Source organism: Caulobacter sp. CCG-8 (genome assembly GCF_037402475.1).
Lineage (GTDB): Bacteria > Pseudomonadota > Alphaproteobacteria > Caulobacterales > Caulobacteraceae > Caulobacter.
This window is the reverse complement of the sequence record NZ_JBBEUD010000018.1, coordinates 104,762-125,377: the sequence shown is the minus strand read 5'-3', so window position 1 is coordinate 125,377 and position 20,616 is coordinate 104,762. Positions and strand designations below refer to the sequence as shown.

22 protein-coding genes are annotated in these 20,616 nt (G+C 69.3%); 12 read left to right on the top strand and 10 right to left on the bottom strand.

Features of this window, described 5'->3' with window-relative positions; translation table 11 throughout:
* The first annotated feature begins 142 nt into the window (after positions 1 to 142).
* From WAE60_RS17760 to WAE60_RS17750, 3 genes are all read left to right on the top strand, one after another.
* Complete coding sequence (locus WAE60_RS17760) at positions 143 to 664, top strand: flavin reductase family protein (RefSeq protein WP_029916036.1); 522 nt, start codon at positions 143 to 145, stop codon at positions 662 to 664.
* 96 nt (positions 665 to 760) lie between these two features.
* On the top strand, positions 761 to 2,257 hold the full coding sequence (locus tag WAE60_RS17755) for a CoA-acylating methylmalonate-semialdehyde dehydrogenase (protein ID WP_029916037.1): 1,497 nt from the start codon (positions 761 to 763) through the stop codon (positions 2,255 to 2,257).
* Positions 2,258 to 2,285: 28 nt separating this feature from the next.
* Positions 2,286 to 3,257, top strand: coding sequence for a M15 family metallopeptidase (locus WAE60_RS17750; RefSeq protein ID WP_081916946.1), 972 nt, complete (start codon positions 2,286 to 2,288; stop codon positions 3,255 to 3,257).
* Here the strand turns inward: WAE60_RS17750 and WAE60_RS17745 are convergent.
* From WAE60_RS17745 to WAE60_RS17725, 5 genes are all read right to left on the bottom strand, one after another.
* A complete protein-coding gene (locus tag WAE60_RS17745; RefSeq protein WP_029916040.1) occupies positions 3,232 to 3,969 on the bottom strand; it encodes a DUF72 domain-containing protein in 738 nt (245 codons plus the stop codon). The two genes, WAE60_RS17750 and WAE60_RS17745, sit on opposite strands and share 26 nt — an antisense overlap.
* A 63-nt stretch (positions 3,970 to 4,032) precedes the next feature.
* Positions 4,033 to 4,761 carry an endonuclease III gene (locus tag WAE60_RS17740; protein WP_337687724.1) on the bottom strand — a complete coding sequence of 243 codons (729 nt, stop codon included), beginning with the start codon at positions 4,759 to 4,761 and terminating at the stop codon, positions 4,033 to 4,035.
* A 75-nt stretch (positions 4,762 to 4,836) separates the two neighbouring features.
* Entirely contained in the window at positions 4,837 to 5,406 is a 570-nt protein-coding gene (locus tag WAE60_RS17735; RefSeq protein ID WP_029916044.1) for an NUDIX hydrolase, read from the bottom strand.
* The gene (locus WAE60_RS17730) at positions 5,403 to 6,404 is read right to left on the bottom strand and encodes an inorganic phosphate transporter (RefSeq protein WP_029916047.1); all 1,002 of its coding nucleotides are present in this window, start codon (positions 6,402 to 6,404) and stop codon (positions 5,403 to 5,405) included. The genes WAE60_RS17735 and WAE60_RS17730 overlap by 4 nt, the downstream gene beginning before the upstream one ends.
* Complete coding sequence (locus WAE60_RS17725) at positions 6,404 to 7,048, bottom strand: DUF47 domain-containing protein (RefSeq protein WP_029916049.1); 645 nt, start codon at positions 7,046 to 7,048, stop codon at positions 6,404 to 6,406. The genes WAE60_RS17730 and WAE60_RS17725 overlap by 1 nt, the downstream gene beginning before the upstream one ends.
* 203 nt (positions 7,049 to 7,251) lie before the next feature.
* On the opposite strand from WAE60_RS17725, the gene WAE60_RS17720 reads away from it, so the two are divergent.
* The 3 genes from WAE60_RS17720 to WAE60_RS17710 all read left to right on the top strand — a co-directional run bounded on the left by WAE60_RS17720 (position 7,252) and on the right by WAE60_RS17710 (position 11,366).
* Positions 7,252 to 7,716, top strand: coding sequence for a (2Fe-2S)-binding protein (locus tag WAE60_RS17720; RefSeq protein ID WP_337687723.1), 465 nt, complete (start codon positions 7,252 to 7,254; stop codon positions 7,714 to 7,716).
* Positions 7,717 to 7,718: 2 nt separating this feature from the next.
* Positions 7,719 to 9,899: a xanthine dehydrogenase family protein molybdopterin-binding subunit gene (locus WAE60_RS17715; RefSeq protein WP_337687722.1), complete on the top strand. Its 2,181-nt coding sequence runs from the start codon at positions 7,719 to 7,721 to the stop codon at positions 9,897 to 9,899.
* Positions 9,900 to 10,016: 117 nt separating this feature from the next.
* Positions 10,017 to 11,366 (top strand): FAD-dependent oxidoreductase, encoded by a 1,350-nt coding sequence (locus WAE60_RS17710; protein WP_337687721.1) that lies wholly within the window; start codon positions 10,017 to 10,019, stop codon positions 11,364 to 11,366.
* A 5-nt stretch (positions 11,367 to 11,371) separates the two neighbouring features.
* On the opposite strand, the gene WAE60_RS17705 is transcribed toward WAE60_RS17710, so the two are convergent.
* Positions 11,372 to 11,551 (bottom strand): hypothetical protein, encoded by a 180-nt coding sequence (locus tag WAE60_RS17705; protein ID WP_029916054.1) that lies wholly within the window; start codon positions 11,549 to 11,551, stop codon positions 11,372 to 11,374.
* A 196-nt stretch (positions 11,552 to 11,747) separates the two neighbouring features.
* On the opposite strand from WAE60_RS17705, the gene WAE60_RS17700 reads away from it, so the two are divergent.
* The 3 genes from WAE60_RS17700 (at position 11,748) to WAE60_RS17690 (ending at position 14,420) form a co-directional block, all read left to right on the top strand.
* Entirely contained in the window at positions 11,748 to 13,112 is a 1,365-nt protein-coding gene (locus WAE60_RS17700; protein ID WP_051696011.1) for a sugar MFS transporter, read from the top strand.
* Positions 13,113 to 13,330: 218 nt separating this feature from the next.
* Complete coding sequence (locus WAE60_RS17695; RefSeq protein ID WP_029916056.1) at positions 13,331 to 13,861, top strand: hemerythrin domain-containing protein; 531 nt, start codon at positions 13,331 to 13,333, stop codon at positions 13,859 to 13,861.
* A 46-nt stretch (positions 13,862 to 13,907) separates the two neighbouring features.
* Positions 13,908 to 14,420, top strand: a complete 513-nt coding sequence (locus WAE60_RS17690; RefSeq protein WP_337687720.1) for a CinA family protein — start codon at positions 13,908 to 13,910, stop codon at positions 14,418 to 14,420.
* A gap of 79 nt (positions 14,421 to 14,499) precedes the next feature.
* Here WAE60_RS17690 and WAE60_RS17685 read toward each other — a convergent pair whose 3' ends face one another.
* Complete coding sequence (locus tag WAE60_RS17685) at positions 14,500 to 14,757, bottom strand: GlsB/YeaQ/YmgE family stress response membrane protein (RefSeq protein ID WP_028040338.1); 258 nt, start codon at positions 14,755 to 14,757, stop codon at positions 14,500 to 14,502.
* A gap of 536 nt (positions 14,758 to 15,293) precedes the next feature.
* On the opposite strand from WAE60_RS17685, the gene WAE60_RS17680 reads away from it, so the two are divergent.
* Genes WAE60_RS17680 through WAE60_RS17670 form a run of 3 tightly spaced genes read left to right on the top strand, consistent with a single transcriptional unit; the run spans position 15,294 to position 17,234 of the window.
* Complete coding sequence (locus tag WAE60_RS17680; protein WP_337687719.1) at positions 15,294 to 16,673, top strand: dicarboxylate/amino acid:cation symporter; 1,380 nt, start codon at positions 15,294 to 15,296, stop codon at positions 16,671 to 16,673.
* Positions 16,674 to 16,730: 57 nt separating this feature from the next.
* A complete protein-coding gene (locus tag WAE60_RS17675; protein WP_156035864.1) occupies positions 16,731 to 17,039 on the top strand; it encodes a hypothetical protein in 309 nt (102 codons plus the stop codon).
* A 48-nt stretch (positions 17,040 to 17,087) separates the two neighbouring features.
* Complete coding sequence (locus tag WAE60_RS17670) at positions 17,088 to 17,234, top strand: hypothetical protein (RefSeq protein ID WP_337687718.1); 147 nt, start codon at positions 17,088 to 17,090, stop codon at positions 17,232 to 17,234.
* 61 nt (positions 17,235 to 17,295) lie between these two features.
* Here WAE60_RS17670 and WAE60_RS17665 read toward each other — a convergent pair whose 3' ends face one another.
* From WAE60_RS17665 to WAE60_RS17655, 3 genes are all read right to left on the bottom strand, one after another.
* Positions 17,296 to 18,639: a sorbosone dehydrogenase family protein gene (locus WAE60_RS17665; protein WP_337687717.1), complete on the bottom strand. Its 1,344-nt coding sequence runs from the start codon at positions 18,637 to 18,639 to the stop codon at positions 17,296 to 17,298.
* Positions 18,640 to 18,712: 73 nt separating this feature from the next.
* Positions 18,713 to 19,156 carry a thioredoxin TrxC gene (gene trxC, locus WAE60_RS17660; protein ID WP_337687716.1) on the bottom strand — a complete coding sequence of 148 codons (444 nt, stop codon included), beginning with the start codon at positions 19,154 to 19,156 and terminating at the stop codon, positions 18,713 to 18,715.
* A gap of 49 nt (positions 19,157 to 19,205) precedes the next feature.
* Positions 19,206 to 20,351, bottom strand: coding sequence for a glycoside hydrolase family 88 protein (locus WAE60_RS17655; protein ID WP_337687715.1), 1,146 nt, complete (start codon positions 20,349 to 20,351; stop codon positions 19,206 to 19,208).
* Positions 20,352 to 20,616 lie beyond the last annotated feature (265 nt).

The following is a 20,616-nucleotide window of genomic DNA, read 5'->3' as shown; positions in this document are numbered from 1 at the left end:
CACACAAAACTCACGGTCTCCGGGCGAAGCCCGGTCCGCTCCGCGCCTCCCCACCCACTCGTCGCGAAAGCCCGAGGTCGAGGACCCGTGTCTGCCTCCCCAACCCTTGCCCGTAACGCCGGTTTGCCTCACTGGTTAGGGAATGAGTCAACCGGTCACGATCGAACTGGGCGAGGGGGGCGCGCACGACGCCCGGGCGCTGCGCCACGCTTTCGGATGCTTCACCACGGGGGTGACCGTGGTCACCACGGTCTGCGAGGACGGCCGCCGGGTGGGGCTGACCGCCAATTCCTTCACCTCGGTGTCGCTGGACCCGCCGCTGGCCCTGGTCTGCGTCGACCTCAATTCGCGCAGCCTGGCGATCCTGGACGCGGCCGAGCGGTTCACGGTCAACGTGCTGCACGCCGACCAGCAGGCCATGGCCCGCCAGTTCGTGCAGAAGGACGGTGACCGTTTCGCGGGCATCGACACCGAGACCTGGGGCACGGGCGTCCCGATCCTGCCCGACTGCATGGCCAATTTCGAATGCGTGACCCATCAGGTCTTCGACGCCGGCGACCACCGGGTCTATGTCGGGCGGGTGGTGAAGCTGCGCTATGACCCGGACCACGAGCCGCTGGTCTATCTGCAGGGCCGGTTCCGCCGCGTGCACGTGGAGGAATAGCCGCCCTCATCACGATTTGTGGTGGGGAGAATTTGCGCGATACGGCCCGGTCGCAGGGTGCTAATGACGCGCAAAACAAGATCTAGGGAGCGTATCATGCGGACCATCAGCCATTTCGTGAACGGACAAGCCCTCGAGGGAACGTCCGGCCGCTTCGGCGATGTGTTCAATCCGAACACCGGCGAGATCCAGGCTCGCGTGGCCCTGGCCACCGACGCCGAGCTGGACGCCGCCGTCCAGGCCGCCGCCAAGGCGCAGATCGGCTGGGCCGCCACCAACCCGCAGCGCCGCGCCCGGGTGATGTTCGAGTTCAAGCGCCTGATCGAGCGCGACATGAACGCCCTGGCCGAGATCCTGTCGTCCGAGCACGGCAAGGTGATCGCCGACTCCAAGGGCGACATCCAGCGCGGCCTGGAGGTGATCGAGTTCGCCTGCGGCATCCCCCACATCCTCAAGGGCGAGTACACCGAGGGCGCGGGCCCCGGCATCGACGTCTATTCGATGCGCCAGCCGCTGGGCGTCTGCGCGGGCATCACCCCGTTCAACTTCCCGGCCATGATCCCGATGTGGATGTTCGGCATCAGCATCGCCGTGGGCAACAGCTTCATCCTCAAGCCGTCGGAGAAGGACCCGACCGTGCCGGTCAAGCTGGCCGAGCTGATGATGGAGGCGGGCGCCCCCGCCGGGGTGCTGAACGTCGTGCACGGCGACAAGACCGCCGTCGACGCCATCCTGACCCACCCGGACATCAAGGCCGTCAGCTTCGTCGGCTCGTCCGACATCGCCCACTACGTCTACCAGACCGGCACGGCGCACGGGAAACGCGTCCAGGCCATGGGCGGGGCCAAGAACCACGGCATCGTCCTGCCCGACGCCGACCTGGACCAGGTGGTCAAGGACCTGTCGGGCGCGGCCTTCGGCTCGGCCGGCGAGCGCTGCATGGCCCTGCCGGTGGTCGTTCCCGTCGGCAAGAAGACCGGCGACGAGCTGCGCGAGCGGATGGTCGCCGAGATCGAGACCCTGAAGGTCGGCATCTCCACCGACGCCGCCGCCCACTACGGTCCCGTGGTCAGCGCCGCCCACCGCGCCAAGATCGCGGACTACATCAAGATCGGCGTCGAGGAAGGCGCCGAGCTGGTGGTCGACGGCCGCGACTTCGCCCTGCAGGGCTTCGAGAAGGGCTTCTTCATCGGCCCGTCGATGTTCGACGGCGTCAAGAAGGGCATGAAGACCTACCAGGAGGAGATCTTCGGCCCGGTGCTGCAGATCGTGCGCGCCGAGAGCTTCGAGGAGGCCCTGGCCCTGCCGTCCGAGCACCAGTACGGCAACGGCGTGGCGATCTTCACCCGCAACGGCCGGGCGGCGCGCGAGTTCGCCGCGCGGGTCAATGTCGGCATGGTCGGCATCAATGTGCCGATCCCGGTGCCGGTGGCCTACCACACCTTCGGCGGCTGGAAGCGCAGCGCGTTCGGCGACACCAACCAGCACGGCGTCGAGGGCGTGAAGTTCTACACCAAGGTCAAGACGATCACCGCGCGGTGGCCGGAGGGGGAGGTCGAGGACAGCGCCTTCGTCATCCCGACGATGAAGTAGCGGAAGAAGCGCCAAAAGGGGGGCGGCGATGCGGGGTTTGGTTCGACGATCGGTGCTGTCCATCGCCGCGGCCGGGCTTGTCGCCCCGGCCGCCTTTGGCCAGACGAAGGCGGAGTGGGCGGCCATCGGCCAGTATGGAGACAAGGCCGCGCCCCTGACCCTGTTCGAGAAGGACGGGGCGCTGCACATCGACGGCGCGGGCTTCAAGTCCGCGCGGCTGACGCCTTTGGGCGGCGACCGCTACGCCGTCGCGGGCGGCGGCGAGCTGATCCTCGAGAAGGGCGGGCTGCGCCTGGACGGCAAGGCCCTGGCCTTCCACGACTTCGGCGCCGAGACGCGCGAGCGGATCCACCAGGCCGTCCGCGCCGATCCGGCGGCCCTGCGCCGACGGGCCCTGGCCGCCACGCCGCCGGTCGAGACGGGCGAGCGCCTGCCGTCCGACCTGGTCGACGTCACGACCGTCGATCCGGGGATCAAGCTCGACATCTGGTATGCCGGTTCGGACAACTTCATGGGCATCCCGCTCTACGAGCGCCCGGCCGCCTATATGCAGCGCCCGGCGGCCCAGGCCCTGGGCCGCGCCCACAAGGCGCTGGCGGCCAAGGGCTACGGCCTGCTGATCCACGACGCCTACCGGCCATGGTACGTCACCTGGATGTTCTGGGAGGCCACCCCGCCGGAAGACCACGTCTTCGTCGCCGACCCGGCCGAGGGCTCGCGGCACAACCGCGGCTGCGCGGTGGACCTGACGCTGTACGACCTGAAGACCGGCGAGGCCGTCGAGATGCCGGGCCGCTACGACGAGTTCTCGACCCGGTCCTACGCCGACTTCGTGGGCGGCACGACGGCGCAGCGGGCGCGCCGGGCCGTCCTGCGCCAGGCGATGGGGGCCGAGGGGTTCAGCGTCTATCCCGAGGAGTGGTGGCACTTCGACTTCAACGACTGGCGCCGCTATCCGATCGGGACCAAGACCTTCACCGAGCTGGCCGCGGCGAAATAAGGCCCATCAGTTTCAGGGCGTCGGTGGTGGCCGCGCCGAACTGGGTGTTGTCGAAGACGCACCAGGCCTGGGCCGCGTCGGCCTCGCCGGCGATCCGCGCGGCCAGGGGCTCCAGCCGTCCGTCATCGTAGGACGTCGCATACATCGCGGGCGAGCCGTGCAGGCGGCGATAGGTCAGGCCGCGCCAACCCCCGGGCTCGGCGGCGACGGGGACCACGGCCGGATCGGCGGCGACCCGGGCGATCTCGAAGGCCCGCAGCAACGCCTCGGCGGGGGCGTCGAACCAGGTGGCATGGCGGGGCTCCAGCACCGTCGCGGCCTTGGTCGCTTTGCGCCAGTTCGTGAGGAAGGGCTCCACGATCCGGGCGTCGAACCTCAGGCTGGGCGGCAGCTGGATCAGCAGCGGCCCCTGCTTCTCGCCCAGCCCGCCGCATTCGTCGAGGAACCGCGCCAAGGGCTCGGCGCAATCGACCAGCTTCCGCTCGTGGGTGACCGTGCGGATGACCTTCACCGCGAACCGGAACCCGGCCGGCGTCGAGGCCGCCCAGCGCTCGTAGGTCTTGCGCTGGTGGGGGCGGTAGAAGGACGAGTTGATCTCGACCGCGTCGAACACCGCCGCGTAGCGTTCCAGGCCTGTGCCCTCGACCGGGAAGACGTCGAGGTCACGGGGCGCGCTCCAGCCGGCCGTGCCGATGCGGATGTCCTGAGGCATGGGTGGGGAGCGTGCGGGAAAGGCGGAGGTTCACCGGAAACCCTCTCCCTCTGGCAGAGGGTTCTACGACCTAGGCCGCCACGCCAGGATATCGGCGCTGCGCTCCACCCCGACCCTCGGGCAGGTGGCCTTCAGCGCGCAGGCCCCGCAGCGCGGCGCGTGATGCGAACACAGCAGCTGGCCCAGGCCCTTCATCAGCCAGTGCAGCTCGTACAGGTCCTCGGCCGTCCAGCTGTCGGGGACCATGTCCATCAGGGCGCGGTAGGCGTGGGTGGTGTCGTAGCCGGCGGGGATCAGGCCCAGACGCGTGGCCACACGGTGGACGTGGGTGTCGACCACCAGGGCCCGCATGTTCAGGGGGCTGAAGTTCAGCACCGAGGCGGCGACCTTGACCCCCACGCCCGGCAGCCCCTGCAGCCACCAGCGCGCGCTGTCCAGCTCCAGCTCGGCCAGGTGATCCAGCGACAGCTTCCAGCCGCTGCGCACCTGGATCAGCCGCAGGGCGTGGGGCAGGTGGCGGGCCTTCTCGTCCGGGAAGGTGACGTCCTTGATCAGCGCCTGGACCTCGGCGTCGGGCGTCTCGGCCAGTTCCTCCCAGGTGGCGAAGCGTTCTTTGAGGCGGTGGTAGACGGCCCAGGACACGGCGTCCTTGGTCCGGCCGCTGATCGACGACTTGACCAGCTGCGACACCGGGTCGAGCCGCCGGGTGGGCCGCTGGGGCCCGAAGGTCTTTATCAGCCCGTCGCGCATGGCCTCTAGGGGCGAGGTCGACAGGTCGAGGGACAGTTGCATGGCGATTCTCGCGACGGAACGTAACGAGAACATAGTGAATGCGAAGCGGCTTGTCGAGTTATCCCCAGCCTGTGCTCAGAGCCAGCGGCGCCGGCGCCCCCAGGCCACGGTGATCCGCCGGCGCAGGCGCGTCAGCGCCACGCGCATCGGTGTCGGGGCTGGGGCGGGGGCCGGGCGCTCGTCGGCCGGCAGCTCGACCTTGGCGAAGCGGGCGATCAGGTCGCGCAGCTCCGGCTCCTGCACCGCCAGGGCCGCCTCGACGGGCGACATCCATTTCAGGGTCCTCTGGCCCTTCTCGGGCCAGATCGCGTGCTCGCCGGTGACCTCCAGCGGATAGACGTCGACCGTCACCGGGCGGGCGGCGCCGCTCTTGAGGCGCTTGAGATAGGGATATTCGCCGATAGGCTCGGCCTCGATCCGGCCGTCGAGGCCCGCCTCCTCGTAGGCTTCCTGGGCGGCGGCCTGGGCGTTGGTTTTGCCCTTCATGGGCCAGCCCTTGGGGATCACCCAGCGGCGGGTCTCGCGGGAGGACACCAGCAGGACCTGCAGGCCGGCGATCGCGTCCACGCGCCAGGGCAGGGCGGCGACCTGGCGTCGCCGCTGTCCGGACTTGCCCCCCTGCTTCCCGCCCGCCGTGTCGGTCACTTCATCCAGAACCCGAGATAGTAGAACGCCGCCGCGACCAGGCCGGCCGCGGGCAGGGTGACGATCCAGGCGGTCACGATGCTCTTGGCCACGCCCCAACGGACGGCCGAAACCCGACGCGAAGCGCCGACGCCGACAATAGCGCCCGTGATCGTGTGAGTCGTCGAGACCGGAACGCCAAGGTGCGTGAAGAAGAACAACGTAATGGCGCCGCCGGTTTCAGCGCAGAAGCCCTGCATCGGCGTCAGGCGGGTGATTTTGCTGCCCATGGTGTGGACGATGCGCCAGCCGCCGAACAGCGTGCCCAGGGCCATGGCGGTCTGGCACGAGATGACCACCCAGAACGGGATGTGCCCCGGCTGGTCGCTCATGCCGTGGGCGAACAGCAGGGCGGCGATGATGCCCATGGTCTTCTGGGCGTCGTTGCCGCCGTGGCCCAGCGAATAAAGGGCCGCCGAGACGAACTGGGCCTTGCGGAAGACCCGGTCGGCGAAGAACGGCGAGCTCTTCACGAAGGTCCAGGAGACCACCAGCACCAGCAGCAGGGCCAGCAGGAAGCCCAGGGTGGGCGAGACGACGATCGCCGCAGCGGTCTTGCCCAGACCCGCCCACTGCACCGCGCCCAGACCGCCGACCTTGGCCACCGAGGCCCCGACCAGGCCGCCGATCAGGGCGTGCGAGCTGGACGAGGGGATGCCGGCCCACCAGGTGATCAGGTTCCAGGCGATGGCGCCCATCAGGGCCCCGAAGATCAGCCGGTCGGTGATGATGTGCGGGTCGATGATCCCGGCCCCCACCATCTTGGCCACGCTGGTGCCGAACACCGCGAAGGCGATGAAGTTGAAGAACGCCGCCCACAGCACCGCCCACTTCGCCGACAGCACGCGCGTCGAGACGATGGTGGCGATCGAGTTGGCCGCGTCGTGCAGGCCGTTCAGGAAGTCGAAGCCCAGGGCCACGACCACCAGCACGACCAGGATGAGGAAGGTCGGGTCCACTAGACCTGCTCGACCACGATGCCGCTGATGCGGTTGGCCACGTCCTCGAAGCGGTCGACCACCTTCTCCAGGTGGCTGTAGATGTCGACGCCGACGATGAAGGTCATCGGGTCGCCGTTGCGGTGGGCCATGAACAGCGCCTTGCGGCCGTGGTCGTACATCTGGTCGGCCTGCTCCTCGATCTGGGTCACGCGGACGGCCAGCTCGGTCAGGCGGTGGGCGTTCTTGCGCATGTCGGGCAGCAGGGCCACGGCCTCGACGGTCAGTTCGGCGGCCTGGACGATGATCGCGGCCATCTCGCGCATCTGCGGCTCGAAGGTCTTGACCTCGAACAGACTGACGACCTTGGCGGTCTTGCGCATCTGGTCGATGGCGTCGTCCAGCGAGGTGGTCAGGTCCTGGATGTCGCTGCGGTCGAACGGGGTGATGAAGCTGCGGCGGATCGCGCCCATCACCTGGCGGGTGATCTCGTCGGCCTCTTCCTCGTGCTGGTAGACGCGGGCGCTGGCGGCCTCGACGCCGTCGCCGCCTTCCATCAGGTCCCGCAGCGCCTTGGCGCCGGCCACCAGGGTGGCGGCGTGCTGCGCGAACAGCTCGAAGAAGCGGTCTTCCTTGGGCATGACGGCCCGGAACAAGCCCAGCATGGTCGCTTCATCCTCTGTTCGAAGCGTGGAATTTGGCGCACGTCCTTGTACGGAACGTCCGGAAGCGCGGAGCGGAACCACGGAAGGCGGCCGCGTTCAAGCTCCACGTGACGGTTTTATGACAGTTTTGTCGGCGACGCGGCCTCTGGTCGCGGCCTCAAGCCTTTGGCACTCTGGCGCCGCACCGGTTCGGGAGTAGCGGCATGTCGACAAGCTTGAAGGTCAACGGTCAGGTCCACACGGTGGACGCCGAGCCCGACACGCCCCTGCTGTGGGTGCTGCGCGACGTTCTGGGGCTGGTGGGAACCAAGTACGGCTGCGGCGTGGCCCAGTGCGGGGCGTGCACGGTGCACATCGACGGCGTGGCCATGCGCTCGTGCGTCACCTCGCTGGCCCGGGTGGGCGCCAAGGCGGTGACCACGATCGAGGGGATCGGCGCCAACCCGGTCGGGGCCAAGGTGCAGGACGCCTGGAAGGCCATCGACGTGCCGCAGTGCGGCTACTGCCAGGCCGGCCAGATCATGTCGGCCACGGCCCTGCTGGCCGCCGCACCCAAGCCCACCGATGACGAGATCGACGCGGCGATGAACGGCAACCTCTGCCGGTGCGCCACCTACATCCGCATCCGCAAGGCCATCAAGGCGGCCTCGGGCCAGGTGGAGGCGTGAGCATGGACGCGATCTTGGAGAACCCCTCGCGCCGCCTGTTCCTGAAGACCGGCGCCGCGGCCGGCGGCGGCCTGCTGCTGTCGTTCAGCCTGCCGGGCCTGGTGCGGGCGCAGGGCGAAGCGACCGCCAACCCCTTCAGCGCCTTCGTCCGCATTGCGCCGGACGGCGTGGTGACCATCGCCGCCAAGCGGCCGGAGATCGGGCAGGGGATCAAGACCTCGATGCCGATGCTGATCGCCGAGGAGCTGGACGTCGACTGGTCGGCCGTCCGCATCGAGCAGGCCCCGATCGACGCCAAGGTGTTCGGCGAGCAGTCGGCCGGCGGCAGCACCTCCACGCCCGACGACTGGGAGCCGATGCGCCAGGTCGGGGCCGTGGGCCGGGCCCTGCTGATCCAGGCGGCCGCCCAGCGCTGGAACGTCCCGGCCGCCGGCCTGGCCACCGAGCCGGGCTTCGTGGTCGACAAGGCCGGCAAGCGCCGCGCGTCCTACGGCGAACTGGCCCAGGCCGCGGCCGGCTTGACCCCGCCCGATCCCAAGACCCTGACGCTGAAGGACCCCAAGGCCTACCGGATCATCGGCAAGGCCCAGCCGCAGTCCGACACCCCGGCCATCGTCACGGGCAAGCCGCTGTACGGCATCGACGTGCGCGTGCCGGGCATGCTGTACGCCACCTTCCTCAAAGCCCCGGTGTTCGCCGCCAAGGTGGCCAAGGTCGACCTGGCCCCGGCCAAGGCGGTCAAGGGCGTGCGCCATGTCTTCGTAGTGGACGGCGGAACCGAGCTGGAAGGCCTGCTGGGCGGCGTGGTCGTGGTGGCCGACACCTGGTGGCAGGCGCGCAAGGGCCGCAACGCCCTGGAGGTCACCTGGGCCGACCATCCGACCAGCGGCCAGAGCAGCGCGGGCTTCATCGCCAAGGCCGCCGAACTGCACGGCCAGCCACCGCACCGCAGCCTCAAGACCGTCGGCGACGTCGACGCCGCCCTGAAGGGCGCGGCCAAGGTGGTCAAGGCCGACTACAGCTACCCGTTCAACGCCCACGCCACCCTGGAGCCGCAGAACTGCACGGCCAGCTTCAAGGACGGCAAGGTCGAGATCTGGGCCCCGGCCCAGAACCCCGAGGACGGCCGCGAGCTGGTGGCCAAGACCCTGGGGATCAAGCCCGACGACATCACGATCCACTTCACCCGCAGCGGCGGCGGCTTCGGCCGGCGGCTGATGAACGACTTCATGGTCGAGGCGGCGTGGATCTCCAAGACGATCGGCGCGCCGGTCAAGCTGCTGTGGACCCGCGAGGACGACATGCAGCACGACTTCTACCGCCCGGCCGGCTACCACCGGCTGACGGCGGGGCTGGACGCCCAGGGCGGGCTGGTCGCCTGGCGCAACCACTTCGTGACCTTCGGCGAGGGGACGAAGTTCGCCCGCGCCGCCAATATCGGCGGCACGCAGTTCCCGTACGGCGCGGTCGACAACTACGCCCAGGACGTGTCGGTCATGCCGCTGGGCGTGCCGACCGGCTGGCTGCGGGCCCCGGGCAACAACGCCTACGGCTTCGTCTACCAGGGCTTCATCGACGAGGTGGCCTACGCCGCCGGCGCCGATCCGGTGGAGTTCCGCCGCAAGCTGCTGGGCGCGCCGCGCCTGATCGGCGAGCCGGGCAAGGGCGACAGCTTCCACACCGGCCGCATGCGCGCCGTGCTCGACAAGGCCGCCGAGGCCTCGGGCTGGGGGCGCAAGACCGACAAGGGCGTCGGCCTAGGCGTGGCCTGCCACTACAGCCACCGGGGCTATGTGGCGGTGGTGATGGAGGTCGCGGTGGCCGACGGCAAGGCGAGCGTCCGCAAGGCCTGGGCGGCGGTCGACGTCGGCAAGCAGATCGTCAATCCCAACGGCGCCGAGCAGCAGGTGCAGGGCTCGGTCATCGACGGGATCGGCGGCGCCCTGGCCCAGGCGATCACCATCGAGAACGGCGCCGTCGCCCAGAGCAACTTCGGCGACTTCCCGATGCTGCGCCTGGCCAACGCGCCGCAGGTCGAGGTGCATTTCGTGCTCAGCGACAACCCGCCGACCGGCCTGGGCGAGCCGGCCCTGCCGCCGTCGCCCGCCGCCCTGGTCAACGCCGTCTTCGCGGCGACCGGCAAGCGCATCCGCACCCTGCCGATCGGCGACCAACTGGCCTAGGAGACGGGGGCGCGGCATAGCGCCTCACGCTCAAGTTTAAGGCCGGTTCACCACGTCCGGCGGGGCGGTCTTAACCTTATTGCGCGACCATGGTCTTCGAACGGGGATCATCGCGTCATGGGGCAGCACGTCGAAACCTTGGTGATCGGGGCCGGTCCAGCCGGCCTGACCGCCGCCTATGTCCTGGCCAAGGCGGGGCGCGACGTCGCCGTGCTGGAGATGGACCCGCGCGAGGTCGGCGGCTCCAGCCGCACGATCGAGCATCACGGCTTCCGGATCGACCTGGGCGGCGGGGCCTACGCCTCGGCCTCCACGCGGGTGCTGGACCTGTGGTCCGAGCTGCTGCCGGACGGCTTCGTCGAGCGGCCGCGCGCGGCGCGCATCTATCACCGCGAACGCTTCTACGCCTATCCGCTGAAGATCCTGGAAGCCCTGGCGCATCTGGGTCTGCGCGGCGGGGCGGCCTGCCTGGCCTCGTTCGGCCTGGCCAAGATCCGCCCGATCAAGTCGCCCCGGACCTTCGCCGACGAGATCCGCAACCGCGTCGGCGCGCGGCTGTCGACCATGCTGTTCCGGCCCTTCGCCGAGAAGGTGTCGGGCCTGATCAGCGACCAGACGCCGGCTGGCAGCGCCAACGCTCGCAAGCCGAGCGCCAGCCTGCGCTATCCGCGCGACGGCGCCGGGGCGGTGTGGCGGGCCTGCGCCGGGAAGATCGCGGCCCTGGGCGGCGAGGTGGCCCTGGGCCGCCGCGTGGAGACCCTGAAGTTCGACGCCGCCGCCAAGCTGTGGACGGTGACGGTCCTGCGCGAGGACGGCGCCCACGAGGTCCGCACCGCCGACCACGTGGTCTCGACCGCGCCGCTGCGCGAGCTGATGGGCATGCTGCGGCCGACGCCGATCAGCCTGTTCCACGCCGGCGAGCTGATGTACCGCGACCAGATCACGGTGGCCCTGGTGGGCCGCACGCGCCAGCCGCTGCGCGAGACCGCCATCGACGTCTACGACACCGACCTGCAGGTCGGCCGGGTGCAGAACTACCGCGCCTGGTCGCCAGCCATGGCGCCGGAAGGCGAGGCGGCCAGCTGCCTGGGCCTGGAATACTTCTGCTTCGAGGGGGACGGCCTGTGGACGGCCAGCGACGCCGACCTGGTGGCCCTGGCCTGGCGCGAGGCCGCGGTGATGGGGCTGATGGACCCGACCGCCGTCCGCGACGCCCGCGTGATCCGCCAGCGCAAGGTCCTGCCGATCGAGGACGAGGACTGCGCCGAGCATCGGGCCATGATCCGCCTGGACCTGAAGATGCAGTTCCCCAGCCTGCACCTGGCGGGCCGCAACGGCCTGCACCGCGACGGCGAGCGCGACCACGCCACGCTCAGCGGCCTACTGACCGCCGAGAACATCCTGGCGGGCGAAGCGGCGCACGACGTCTGGGCCGTCTCCAGTGCGCCCAGCCGCAAGGCCGCTTAGAAGCGTCAGCCGGCCAGGCGTTCGCGGCGGGCCGCGTCCGCCGACGGGCTGGCGACGCGAAGCGCCCGGGGCTCGCGCAGCGAGCGCGCCGACCAGCACAGCAGGTGGGTGAAGGCGTCGGCCAGACCGATCACGGCGATCACGGTCACCAGGCCCGACGTCAGCAGAATGGCGATCATCGACATCACGGTCTTCCCATCGACGGGGATTTGTCGGAGTTTTCCGATCAACCGTCGAATCGGGTGATCGGTTCCCAGAAGGCGTCTCGACGGGATCTTGGAGCGGGCCGTTTTCGGCCTCGACGCTTGACAACGTTGTCACCGTTGGGGTGGATGGCGCGTCCCGCAACGTCGGACAGGGAGTGAAACAAAAATGGCAGGTATGGGTGCGGCGCGGGCTCCGGTTTCCGGAGCGGCGCCCAAGTCGGGGCAGGGGGTGGCGTTGGCCATCGTCTACGTCACCGCGCTATTCTTCATCTGGGCACTGGTCACCAACCTCCTGGATCCGCTGCTGAAGACCATGAAGACGGTCTTCACGCTGTCGCCCGTTGAAGCCAGCCTGACCGGCTTCGCCTTCTTCATCGCCTACGGGATCATGTCGCTGCCTTCGGCGGCGTTCCTCTCCAAGCTGGGCTACGCCAAGTCGGTGATGGTGGGCCTGGGCGGCATCGTCGCCGGGTGCTTCATCGCCATCGCGGCGGCCAAGCTGCACGTCTTCGGCGTCTTCCTGGTGGGCCTGTTCGTGATGGCTTCGGGCGTCACCCTGCTGCAGGTGGCGGCCAACCCGCTGATCGCCTCGATGGGCAAGCCCGAGGAGTCCTCGTTCCGGCTGAACCTGTCGCAGGCCTTCAACTCGCTGGGCGCGGCCTGCGGCCTGTGGTTCGGCGCGAACTTCCTGCTCAAGGGCGACATCTTCAAGAAGGACATCGTGATCACCCAGGCCCTGCGCGAGCAGGCCCTCGGCTTCGTCTCGAACGTCTATTTCGCCATCGGCGTGGGCCTGGCCCTGTTCATCCTGCTGATCTTCCTGGTCCGCCAGCGGATCACCGACGCCGCGCCGAAGACCGGCCACCTGGTCAACCCCTTCACCGCCCTGACCTCCAAGTGGGCGAACCTGGGCGCGATCGGCATCTTCCTCTATGTCGGCGCCGAGGTGGCGATCTCGCTGCACCTGCTGCTGTTCCTGGAACAGACCCGCATCCTGGACATCCCGTCGGAACAGGCCGGCAAGCTGACGACGTTCTACATGGTCTTCGCCATGATCGGCCGTTTCGGCGGCTCGGCCCTGCTGCGGAAGATCAAGGACTACTCCCTGCTGGCCTTCGTGGCCGTGGGCGCCATCGCCCTGACCCTGGTGGTCATCCTGACCAAGGACATGACCCCGACCGCCCACGCCGGCACGGTGAACCTGCTGCTGGCTTCGGCGCCGGTGACCAGCGGCCTGATCCCGGCCTTCGCGGCCCTGCTGATCGGCCTGTTCAACTCGATCATGTTCCCGACCATCTTCACCCTGACCCTGCAGCGCTCGTCGGCCCCGACCTCGGCGACGTCGGGCCTGCTGTGCATGGCGATCGTGGGCGGCGCGTTCCTGCCGCTGGCCTTCGCCAAGATCGAGGAGATGACCGGTTCGATCTCGATGGGCTTCATCGCCCCGCTGGTCTGCTACGTCTACGTCCTGTGGTTCGCGTTCGCGGCGCGCGGCGCCAAGGTCCACGAAATCCAGGAAGAGGTCGTCGCGGCCCACTAGGGCCGAACCGACCGCGATCGAAGGAGCCCGGGCGTTCCGCGCCCGGGCTTTTTCATGTCGGGTGGCCGCTAGTTGAGAGCGGTTCTGAATACTGTTTGTCGAGAAGTCGACGCGTCCCGCAATACTGCACGGTGACCTCCCGCGTTCCGGAACATCTCTGGATGCGAAGTGTTTGTGCTCCGCTGACCAAGGCGATCCAGCCTTCAGGGAGAGACACCATGGCGACCTCCGCCAAGAGCTCATCGACCAAATCCGCCAAGCCCCGCCGCACGCGCCGCACCGGCCGCCGCGACCCGTTGGCCATCACGCTTCTCAAGGCCGATCACCGCGAGGTTGAAGGCTGGTTCGACGAGTACGAGCAGCTGGAAGCGGACAGCGAGAAGCTGGCCCTGTTCAACAAGATCGCCCTGGCCCTCAAGGTACACACCCAGATCGAGGAGGAAATCCTCTATCCGGAGGAGCGCGGCGAGGTCGAGGACGACATGCTGGACGAAGCCTATGTCGAGCACGACGGCGCCAAGAAGCTGATCGCCGAGATCGAGGCGATGAAGCCCGGCGACGAGTATTACGACGCCAAGGTCAAGGTGCTGGGCGAGTACATCAAGCACCACGTCAAGGAAGAGGAACAGCCCGGCGGCATCTTCGCCCAGGCCAAGAAGGGCGACGAAGACCTCGAGGCGATGGGCAAGCGCATGAAGGCCCGCAAGGAAGAACTGATGGCCGAACTGGGCGGCAAACAGCCGAACTGACGTCACGGGGAGGGCCTTCGGGCCTTCCCCGCCTTCGGAGGGGCCCATGGCCGAGGCGCTTGATCCGATCCTGCCGTCGGACATCGACGAACTGACTCGGGCGGTCCTTGAGGCCGCCTGCGCGCGCGGGCTGACCCTGGCCACGGCGGAGAGCTGCACGGGAGGCCTGCTGGCCTCTCTGCTCACCGACGTGCCGGGGTGTTCGCACGCGTTCGAGCGGGGTTTCGTGGTCTATACCGACGACGCCAAGGTCGAGCTTCTGGAGGTGCCGCGGTCGTTCCTGCCGCACGGCGGGGCGGTGTCGCAGCCGACGGCGATCGCCATGGCCGAAGGCGCGATCCGGCGATCCAAAGCCGACGTGGCGGTCTCGATCACCGGCTGGGCCGAGGACGTCGGCGACCCCGAGCGGCCGGCGGGCCTGGTGCATTTCGCATGCGCCCGCCGCGGCGGCTACACCCACCATCGGCAGGTCCGGCTCGGCGACATCGGCCGTGGCCCGCTGCGCATCGAATGCCTGCGCGTGGCGCTCAAGATGCTGGCCCAGGCGGTGGACGTCTAAGGCTTCGCTCTGGAGCACAGACCAAAGAAAAGCGCCTCCGGCTGAGCCGAAGGCGCTGTTTCCAGGTCGGTCGAAAGCGTCAGAGCGCTCGGCGACCGGTGAACGCGTGGTAGATCGCCAGGACGACGACCGCGCCGATCACGGCGACCAGCAGGCTGTAGAGGTTCAGACCGGTGACTCCGGCGGAGCCGAACTGGTTGAACAGGAACCCGCCCACCACGGCGCCGACGATCCCGAGCACCAGGTCCACCACCAGGCTGCCGCCGGTGCGGCTTACGAGCTTGCTGGCGATGAAACCGGCCACGAGGCCGAGCACGATCCACGCAAGAATAGACATGTACGCCTCCTTGGCATCAAAAGGCGTGCGAGCCGCGCGCCGATGCGGAATAAAGGCGTTCGCCAAGACTTTCGTTCCGACACGCCTGCGTGTTCAGGCATGAAAACGTCACGAAGACTTTCGGGCTGTTCGCGCGTTGCTTTCGACCAGCTTCAGCGTTTGGCGATGCGAGCCTGGACGGCGTCGACCAGCTTCTGCGCGGGCGCGCGGCCCAGCAGGATGAAGACGCCCGAGCCGATGATGGCGCCGACGAGGAAGGACAGGCTCATTGGAAATCCCTGGATACTGGAGGCTGCGGCCGACACCTCTTCTAGGGGCCGAGAGGGGGCGTTGACCATGTGACACGCCGACGCCGGGCGCCGTCTTGCGCGAACCTGGTCGATCCAGATGCATTGATCCCGCGTCCATGAATTCTGGTTGGGCGTTTCCACCCGGCGGCGCCAGAACCGGGGGCAAGATGGCCCGCGCGGTTTGATCCCGCCGGGCCTTGTCACGTTATGCTGGAAGGCCCGGACCGGGCCTTCGCGAGGATCCAGATGGCTCAGGTCCAGACTTCTCCTTCGCCGGCGACCCCGAACCCGACCTCCAGGAAGGCCGGCGGCTTCATCGGCAGTTTCGGCGTCCAGGTGCTGGTCGCCATGGTCGTGGGCCTGGGGCTGGGTCTGCTGGCCCGCTCGCTGGGACCGGCCGAGGGCCAGCCCGGCTACGGCCTGGCCGAGACCCTGCATCAGATCGGGTCGATCTTCGTCCAGCTGCTGCGCGCGCTGGTGCCGCCGCTGGTGTTCACGGCCATCGTCGCCAGCATCGCCAATCTGCGCGAGCTGCAGAACGCCGCGCGCCTGGTCTGGCGCACCCTGCTGTGGTTCGCGATCACCGCCTTGATCGCCGTGGCCATCGGCATCGCCCTGGGCCTGGTGCTACGTCCGGGCGAGCACGCGGTGGTCGACCTGGCCGCCGCCCACGCCCCGCGCACGACCGGCTCGTGGCTGGACTTCCTGACGGGCCTGGTCCCCTCCAACATCCTGGGCCTGCAGGCCTCGACCAAGATCACGGACGGCGCGGCCACGACCACGGCCTCGTTCAACGTGCTGCAGATCCTGATCCTGGCTCTGGTGGCCGGGGTGGCGGCGATCAAGGTCGGGCCGGCAGGAGAGGGCTTCCTGGCCTTCAACGCCTCGGCCCTGGCCGTGGTGCGCAAGGTGCTGTGGTGGGTGATCCGCTTGACTCCGATCGGCACCGTCGGCCTGCTGGGCAACGCCGTGGCCCAGTACGGCTGGACCACCCTGGGCCAGCTGGGCGCCTTCGCCGGCGCGATCTATATCGGCCTGGCCCTGGTGCTGTTCGTGGTCTACCCGACCATCCTGGCGCTGAACGGCCTGAACCCCCTGCGGTTCTTCGCCGGAGCCTGGCCCGCCATCCAGCTGGGCTTCGTCTCGCGCTCGTCGATCGGGACCCTGCCGGTGACCGAGAGCCTGACCGAGACCCGCCTGGGCGTGCCGCGCGCCTACGCCGCCTTCGCCGTGCCCCTGGGCGCGACCACCAAGATGGACGGCTGCGCGGCCATCTATCCGGCCGTGGCGGCGATCTTCATCGCCCAGTTCTATCACCTGCCGCTGCACCTGACCGACTACGGCCTGATCGTCTTCGTCTCGGTGCTGGGCTCGGCGGCGACGGCGGGCCTGACCGGGGCGGTGGTCATGCTGACCCTGACCCTCTCGACCCTCGGCCTGCCGTTGGAAGGCGTGGGCCTGCTGCTGGCCATCGACCCGATCCTCGACATGGGCCGCACCGCCGTGAACGTCGCCGGCCAGGCCTTGGTGCCGACCATCGTGGCTAAGCGCGAGGGCATCTTGAACGAGACCGTCTTCAACGCCCCGCCGCGCGAGGTCGGGACGGAAGAGGCGGTGGCGGTCTAACACCCTTAAGGGATGACGGGACTTCGCAAGCCGCGCGTCCCGACCTAGAACTTGGCCATGGCGCGCGCTTCGATCAGAACGAGCTGGCTGGCCTGGAGCGTGGCGCTCCTGGGCGCGCTGCTGCTGGTCGCCGGTCCGCTGGCCCCCGCCATGGCCGCGCCCATGGACTGCTGCCCGGACGCGCCTTGCCGCGACATCGACAAGTCGGCCTGTCCGCAGACCTGCGTGGTCGCCTGCCAGGTCATCGTCGCCCGCGAGCACGCCTTGTCCGAACCGGTCCGTCGCGACGCCCCGGCCATCGCGCCCGAACCCGCGGCCATGCCGCCGGGACGGGCCCTGGCGCCGGACCTGCCCCCTCCACGGTGACTTCCGACTTCAGAAGACCTTCCTCAATCTGAAAATCGGAAACTCATCATGAAACGTATCTTCTCCACCGCGGCGCTGATGCTGCTGGTCTCGGCCACGGCCGCCTACGCCGCCGCGCCCGCCGCCGTGACCAAGGCCGTCCAAGCCTGCTGCGCCCTGGGCGCGGCCTGCTGCAACGGCGGTCCTTGCTGCTGATCTAGCCTGACCGGCTAGGTCGGACGCCCGCCTCGCGAGGGGCGGGCGTCTTGCGTTCGGCTCAGGGCGCGGGCTTGGGCGCCGGCGGCGGCGTGTTGGCCGCCACCCGCCAGACGGTGTTGCCGACGTCGTCGGCCACCAGCAGGGCGCCGAACCGGTCGACCGCCACGCCCACCGGACGGCCCAGGGCCTGGCCCTTGGGGTCGAGGAAGCCGGTCAGGAACGGCTCGGCCGGGCCGGACGGCATGCCGTTGGCGAACGGCACGAAGGCCACGCGATAGCCGTTGACGGGCTTGCGGTTCCACGAGCCGTGCTGGCCGACGAAGGCCCCGCCCTTGTAGCGGGCCGGGAACGCGTCGGCGTCGTAAAAGGTCAGGCCGAGCGAGGCGGTGTGGGCGCCCAGGGCGTAGTCCGGCTTGATCGCCCGGGCCACCAGGTCCGGCCGCTGCGGCTTCACCCGCGCGTCCACCGTCTGGCCGTAATAGCTGTAGGGCCAGCCGTAGAAGCCGCCGTCCTTGACCGAGGTCATGTAGTCGGGGACCAGGTCGTTGCCGATCTCGTCGCGCTCGTTGACGCTGGTCCACAGGGCGCCGCTGGTCGGCTGCCAGCCCATGCCGTTGGGATTGCGCAGGCCAGAGGCGAAGACGCGGCTGGCGCCGGTGGCCGGGTCGATCTCCAGGATCGCGGCGCGGCGCTCCTCGGCGGCCATGCCGTTCTCGCCGACATTGCTGTTGGAGCCGACGGTCACGTACAGCTTCGCGCCGTCCGGACTGGCGATGACGTTCTTGGTCCAGTGGTGGTTGATCGGCCCGGCCGGCAGGTCGGCGACTTTGCGGGGCGCGGCGGTGATCCGGGTCTGACCCGTCTGGTAGGGGAAGGCCAGCAGGGCGTCGCTGTCGGCCACGTAGAAGGTGTTCCCCACCAGGGCCATGCCGAACGGCGAGTTCAGACCCGACAGGAAGACGGTGCGGGCTTCCAGCACGCCGTCGTTATTGGCGTCGCGCAGCAGGGTGATCCGGTTGGCCGAGGGCACGGTCGCGCCGGCCTTGCCCATGATCTGCTTCTCGAACCAGCCCTTGATGCCCTTGCTGTCCTCGGGCTTGGGCGGGGCGTTGGTCTCGGCCACCAGCACGTCGCCGTTGGGCAGCACGTACAGCCAGCGCGGATGGTCCAGGCCCCGGGCCAGGGCGGTGGCGACGAAACCGGGAGCGGCGTCGGGCGTCTGGCCGTCCGCCCAGCCGACCGCCGGCGCGATCTTCATCACCGGTATGGCCTGCTTCTTGGCGGCGGGCAGGACGGGGTTGGGCCCATAGCCCTGCTCGGGCGGCAGGGACGGGCCGGCGCTGCAGTTCGACAGCAGCAGGGCCAGGGGCGGCAGGGCGATTAGGCCGAGTTCTTTGAGCATCGCGATCGTCCGACGGTGGATGCGGGAGACTTGAAGAACGCGCCGCCGCGTCCCCGGGTCCGGAAGCGCCAGTTCAGCTTACGGGAGCGTGCTCGTCCAGCCAGCGGCGGAAGAAGCCGGGATCGGGCAGGCCCGCCTGGTTGGCCGCCACCTTGCCGTCCTTGAACAGGAACAGCGCCGGGATGCCGCGCACGCCGTAGGCCTGGGCCAGGGCGGGTTCGGCGTCGACGTCGACCTTCACGAACCGGGCGCGGGGCTCCAGCTCGGCGGCGGACTTGGCGAAGATCGGGGCGATGGCCTTGCAGGGCCCGCACCAGGCCGCCCAGAAGTCGGCGACGATGGGGACCTGGCTGTTGGCGACATGCTTGCGGAAGCGGGCGGTGGTCAGGTCGATCGGCTGGCCGGTGAACAGCGGCTGGCCGCAGCGGCCGCACTTGGCCGCCCTGGCGTCGCGCGCGGCCGGCAGGCGGTTTGTGGCGTCGCAATGCGGGCAGACGATGTTGACGGTCTCGGCCATGGCTTTGTCTCAACGAAGCGGGAAACGCTTCGGTTCTGTCTTTGGGGTTCTATCGCCTGCCGACCTCGGACGCCGCCAGAAGGAACGCGCCCACGCCGTAAAGCTGGGTGTCGTCGGCCTCGACGTGGTCGGGGGCGTAGCCGATCTGCTGCACCCAGCCCAGCTTGCCGTCGGGCTGGACCGCGACGGCCAGGGCCGACCAGCCCTTGGCCATCGCCGTCTCGTACTTGGGCCCCTTCAGCAGCCCGTGGTTCAGGCCGTAGGCCAGGCCGTAGACGAAGAAGCCGGTGCCGCTGGTCTCGGGCGGGGTGTTCTCGGGCGCCAGCAGGGACGGGGGCCAGTAGCCGTCCGGCTTCTGCAGCGTGATCAGCCGGTCGGACATCCGGCGGAACAGGGCCTCGTAGCGCGACCGCGAGGGATGGTCGGCGGGCAGGGTCTTCAGGATGTCGACGATCCCGGCATAGACCCAGCCGTTGCCGCGGCTCCAGAAGATCTTGCGGCCCTTGTCGTCGCGGCGGTCGAAATAACGGCTGTCGCGGTAGTAGAGGCCTTCCTGCTTGTCGAGCAGCCAGTCGGTCGCGGCCCAGAACTCCTTGTCGCCATAGGCGGCGTAGCGCGGGTCGCCGGCAGCCTGGGTCAGGCCGGTCCAGGCGGCGGGACCCATGAACAGGGCGTCGCTCCAGCACCAGCGGACCTGGCAGGGCTGGTCCTCGGTCCCGTCGATGAAGGTCAGGTCGGCCTTGGGCGGATCGGCCAGGATGGCGTCGAAGCGGGCCTTCAGCGGCGCGATCTGGGCCGGGTCGTGGTCGCGGGCGTAGGTCCAAAGCCAGGCCTGGCCGATCACGTGGTCGTCGGCGTGCAGCGGGCGGCGACCCAGGTTCCAGTCCTGCTGGACGCCGTGGTCGCGGACGGCCTGGACCAGGGCCGGGTCGCCGGCGCGCTCGGCGAAGGCGGCCAGGCCGACGAACAGCGCGCCCTGCACCCAGCCGCGCGGATCGGGCGTGGCCCGGTGGCCGTGGGTGTAGTCGAACTTGTCCATGTGGCTCAGCTGCCAGGCCGCGACCTGGCGGCCCAGCGTCAGGGCCTGGGCGGCGGTCGCCGTCCGAGCGGCCGCCGGGCGTTCGGCGGGCGCCGCCGTCGCCGTGCCGAAGGTCAGAGCCAGGGCCGAAAGGGCGATGATCAGGCTGGCCCGCATGGACATGCTTCTCCCCAAGGCGCGTGGCTGTGCCGCCACGTCGCCGGCCAGTGCTAGGTCGGTTTAGCCGCTGGTCAAGTCAATACGGGCGGTTTTGGCGGTGTGAGCGGTATCGGTCTGGCCACATAGCGGTGTTGTACGATAAATGGTCAGGCCAATTTGCTTGCATAGCGGCGCGGCTCAGCTATGGTGGCGTTCGACGAACCTCGTCGGCCTGGCGATGAACTTGTCCTTCATCGCACCTCCTCCCGGGGCCGGCCGGCGA

Coding starts and splice junctions, on each gene's coding strand:
- WAE60_RS17760 (WP_029916036.1), top strand. CDS start 143: ATGAGTCAACCGGTCACGATCGAACTGGGCGAGGGGGGCGCGCACGAC.
- WAE60_RS17755 (WP_029916037.1), top strand. CDS start 761: ATGCGGACCATCAGCCATTTCGTGAACGGACAAGCCCTCGAGGGAACG.
- WAE60_RS17750 (WP_081916946.1), top strand. CDS start 2,286: ATGCGGGGTTTGGTTCGACGATCGGTGCTGTCCATCGCCGCGGCCGGG.
- WAE60_RS17745 (WP_029916040.1), bottom strand. CDS start 3,969: ATGCCTCAGGACATCCGCATCGGCACGGCCGGCTGGAGCGCGCCCCGT.
- WAE60_RS17740 (WP_337687724.1), bottom strand. CDS start 4,761: ATGCAACTGTCCCTCGACCTGTCGACCTCGCCCCTAGAGGCCATGCGC.
- WAE60_RS17725 (WP_029916049.1), bottom strand. CDS start 7,048: ATGCTGGGCTTGTTCCGGGCCGTCATGCCCAAGGAAGACCGCTTCTTC.
- WAE60_RS17720 (WP_337687723.1), top strand. CDS start 7,252: ATGTCGACAAGCTTGAAGGTCAACGGTCAGGTCCACACGGTGGACGCC.
- WAE60_RS17715 (WP_337687722.1), top strand. CDS start 7,719: ATGGACGCGATCTTGGAGAACCCCTCGCGCCGCCTGTTCCTGAAGACC.
- WAE60_RS17710 (WP_337687721.1), top strand. CDS start 10,017: ATGGGGCAGCACGTCGAAACCTTGGTGATCGGGGCCGGTCCAGCCGGC.
- WAE60_RS17705 (WP_029916054.1), bottom strand. CDS start 11,551: ATGTCGATGATCGCCATTCTGCTGACGTCGGGCCTGGTGACCGTGATC.
- WAE60_RS17700 (WP_051696011.1), top strand. CDS start 11,748: ATGGGTGCGGCGCGGGCTCCGGTTTCCGGAGCGGCGCCCAAGTCGGGG.
- WAE60_RS17695 (WP_029916056.1), top strand. CDS start 13,331: ATGGCGACCTCCGCCAAGAGCTCATCGACCAAATCCGCCAAGCCCCGC.
- WAE60_RS17690 (WP_337687720.1), top strand. CDS start 13,908: ATGGCCGAGGCGCTTGATCCGATCCTGCCGTCGGACATCGACGAACTG.
- WAE60_RS17685 (WP_028040338.1), bottom strand. CDS start 14,757: ATGTCTATTCTTGCGTGGATCGTGCTCGGCCTCGTGGCCGGTTTCATC.
- WAE60_RS17680 (WP_337687719.1), top strand. CDS start 15,294: ATGGCTCAGGTCCAGACTTCTCCTTCGCCGGCGACCCCGAACCCGACC.
- WAE60_RS17675 (WP_156035864.1), top strand. CDS start 16,731: ATGGCGCGCGCTTCGATCAGAACGAGCTGGCTGGCCTGGAGCGTGGCG.
- WAE60_RS17670 (WP_337687718.1), top strand. CDS start 17,088: ATGAAACGTATCTTCTCCACCGCGGCGCTGATGCTGCTGGTCTCGGCC.
- WAE60_RS17665 (WP_337687717.1), bottom strand. CDS start 18,639: ATGCTCAAAGAACTCGGCCTAATCGCCCTGCCGCCCCTGGCCCTGCTG.
- trxC (WP_337687716.1), bottom strand. CDS start 19,156: ATGGCCGAGACCGTCAACATCGTCTGCCCGCATTGCGACGCCACAAAC.
- WAE60_RS17655 (WP_337687715.1), bottom strand. CDS start 20,351: ATGCGGGCCAGCCTGATCATCGCCCTTTCGGCCCTGGCTCTGACCTTC.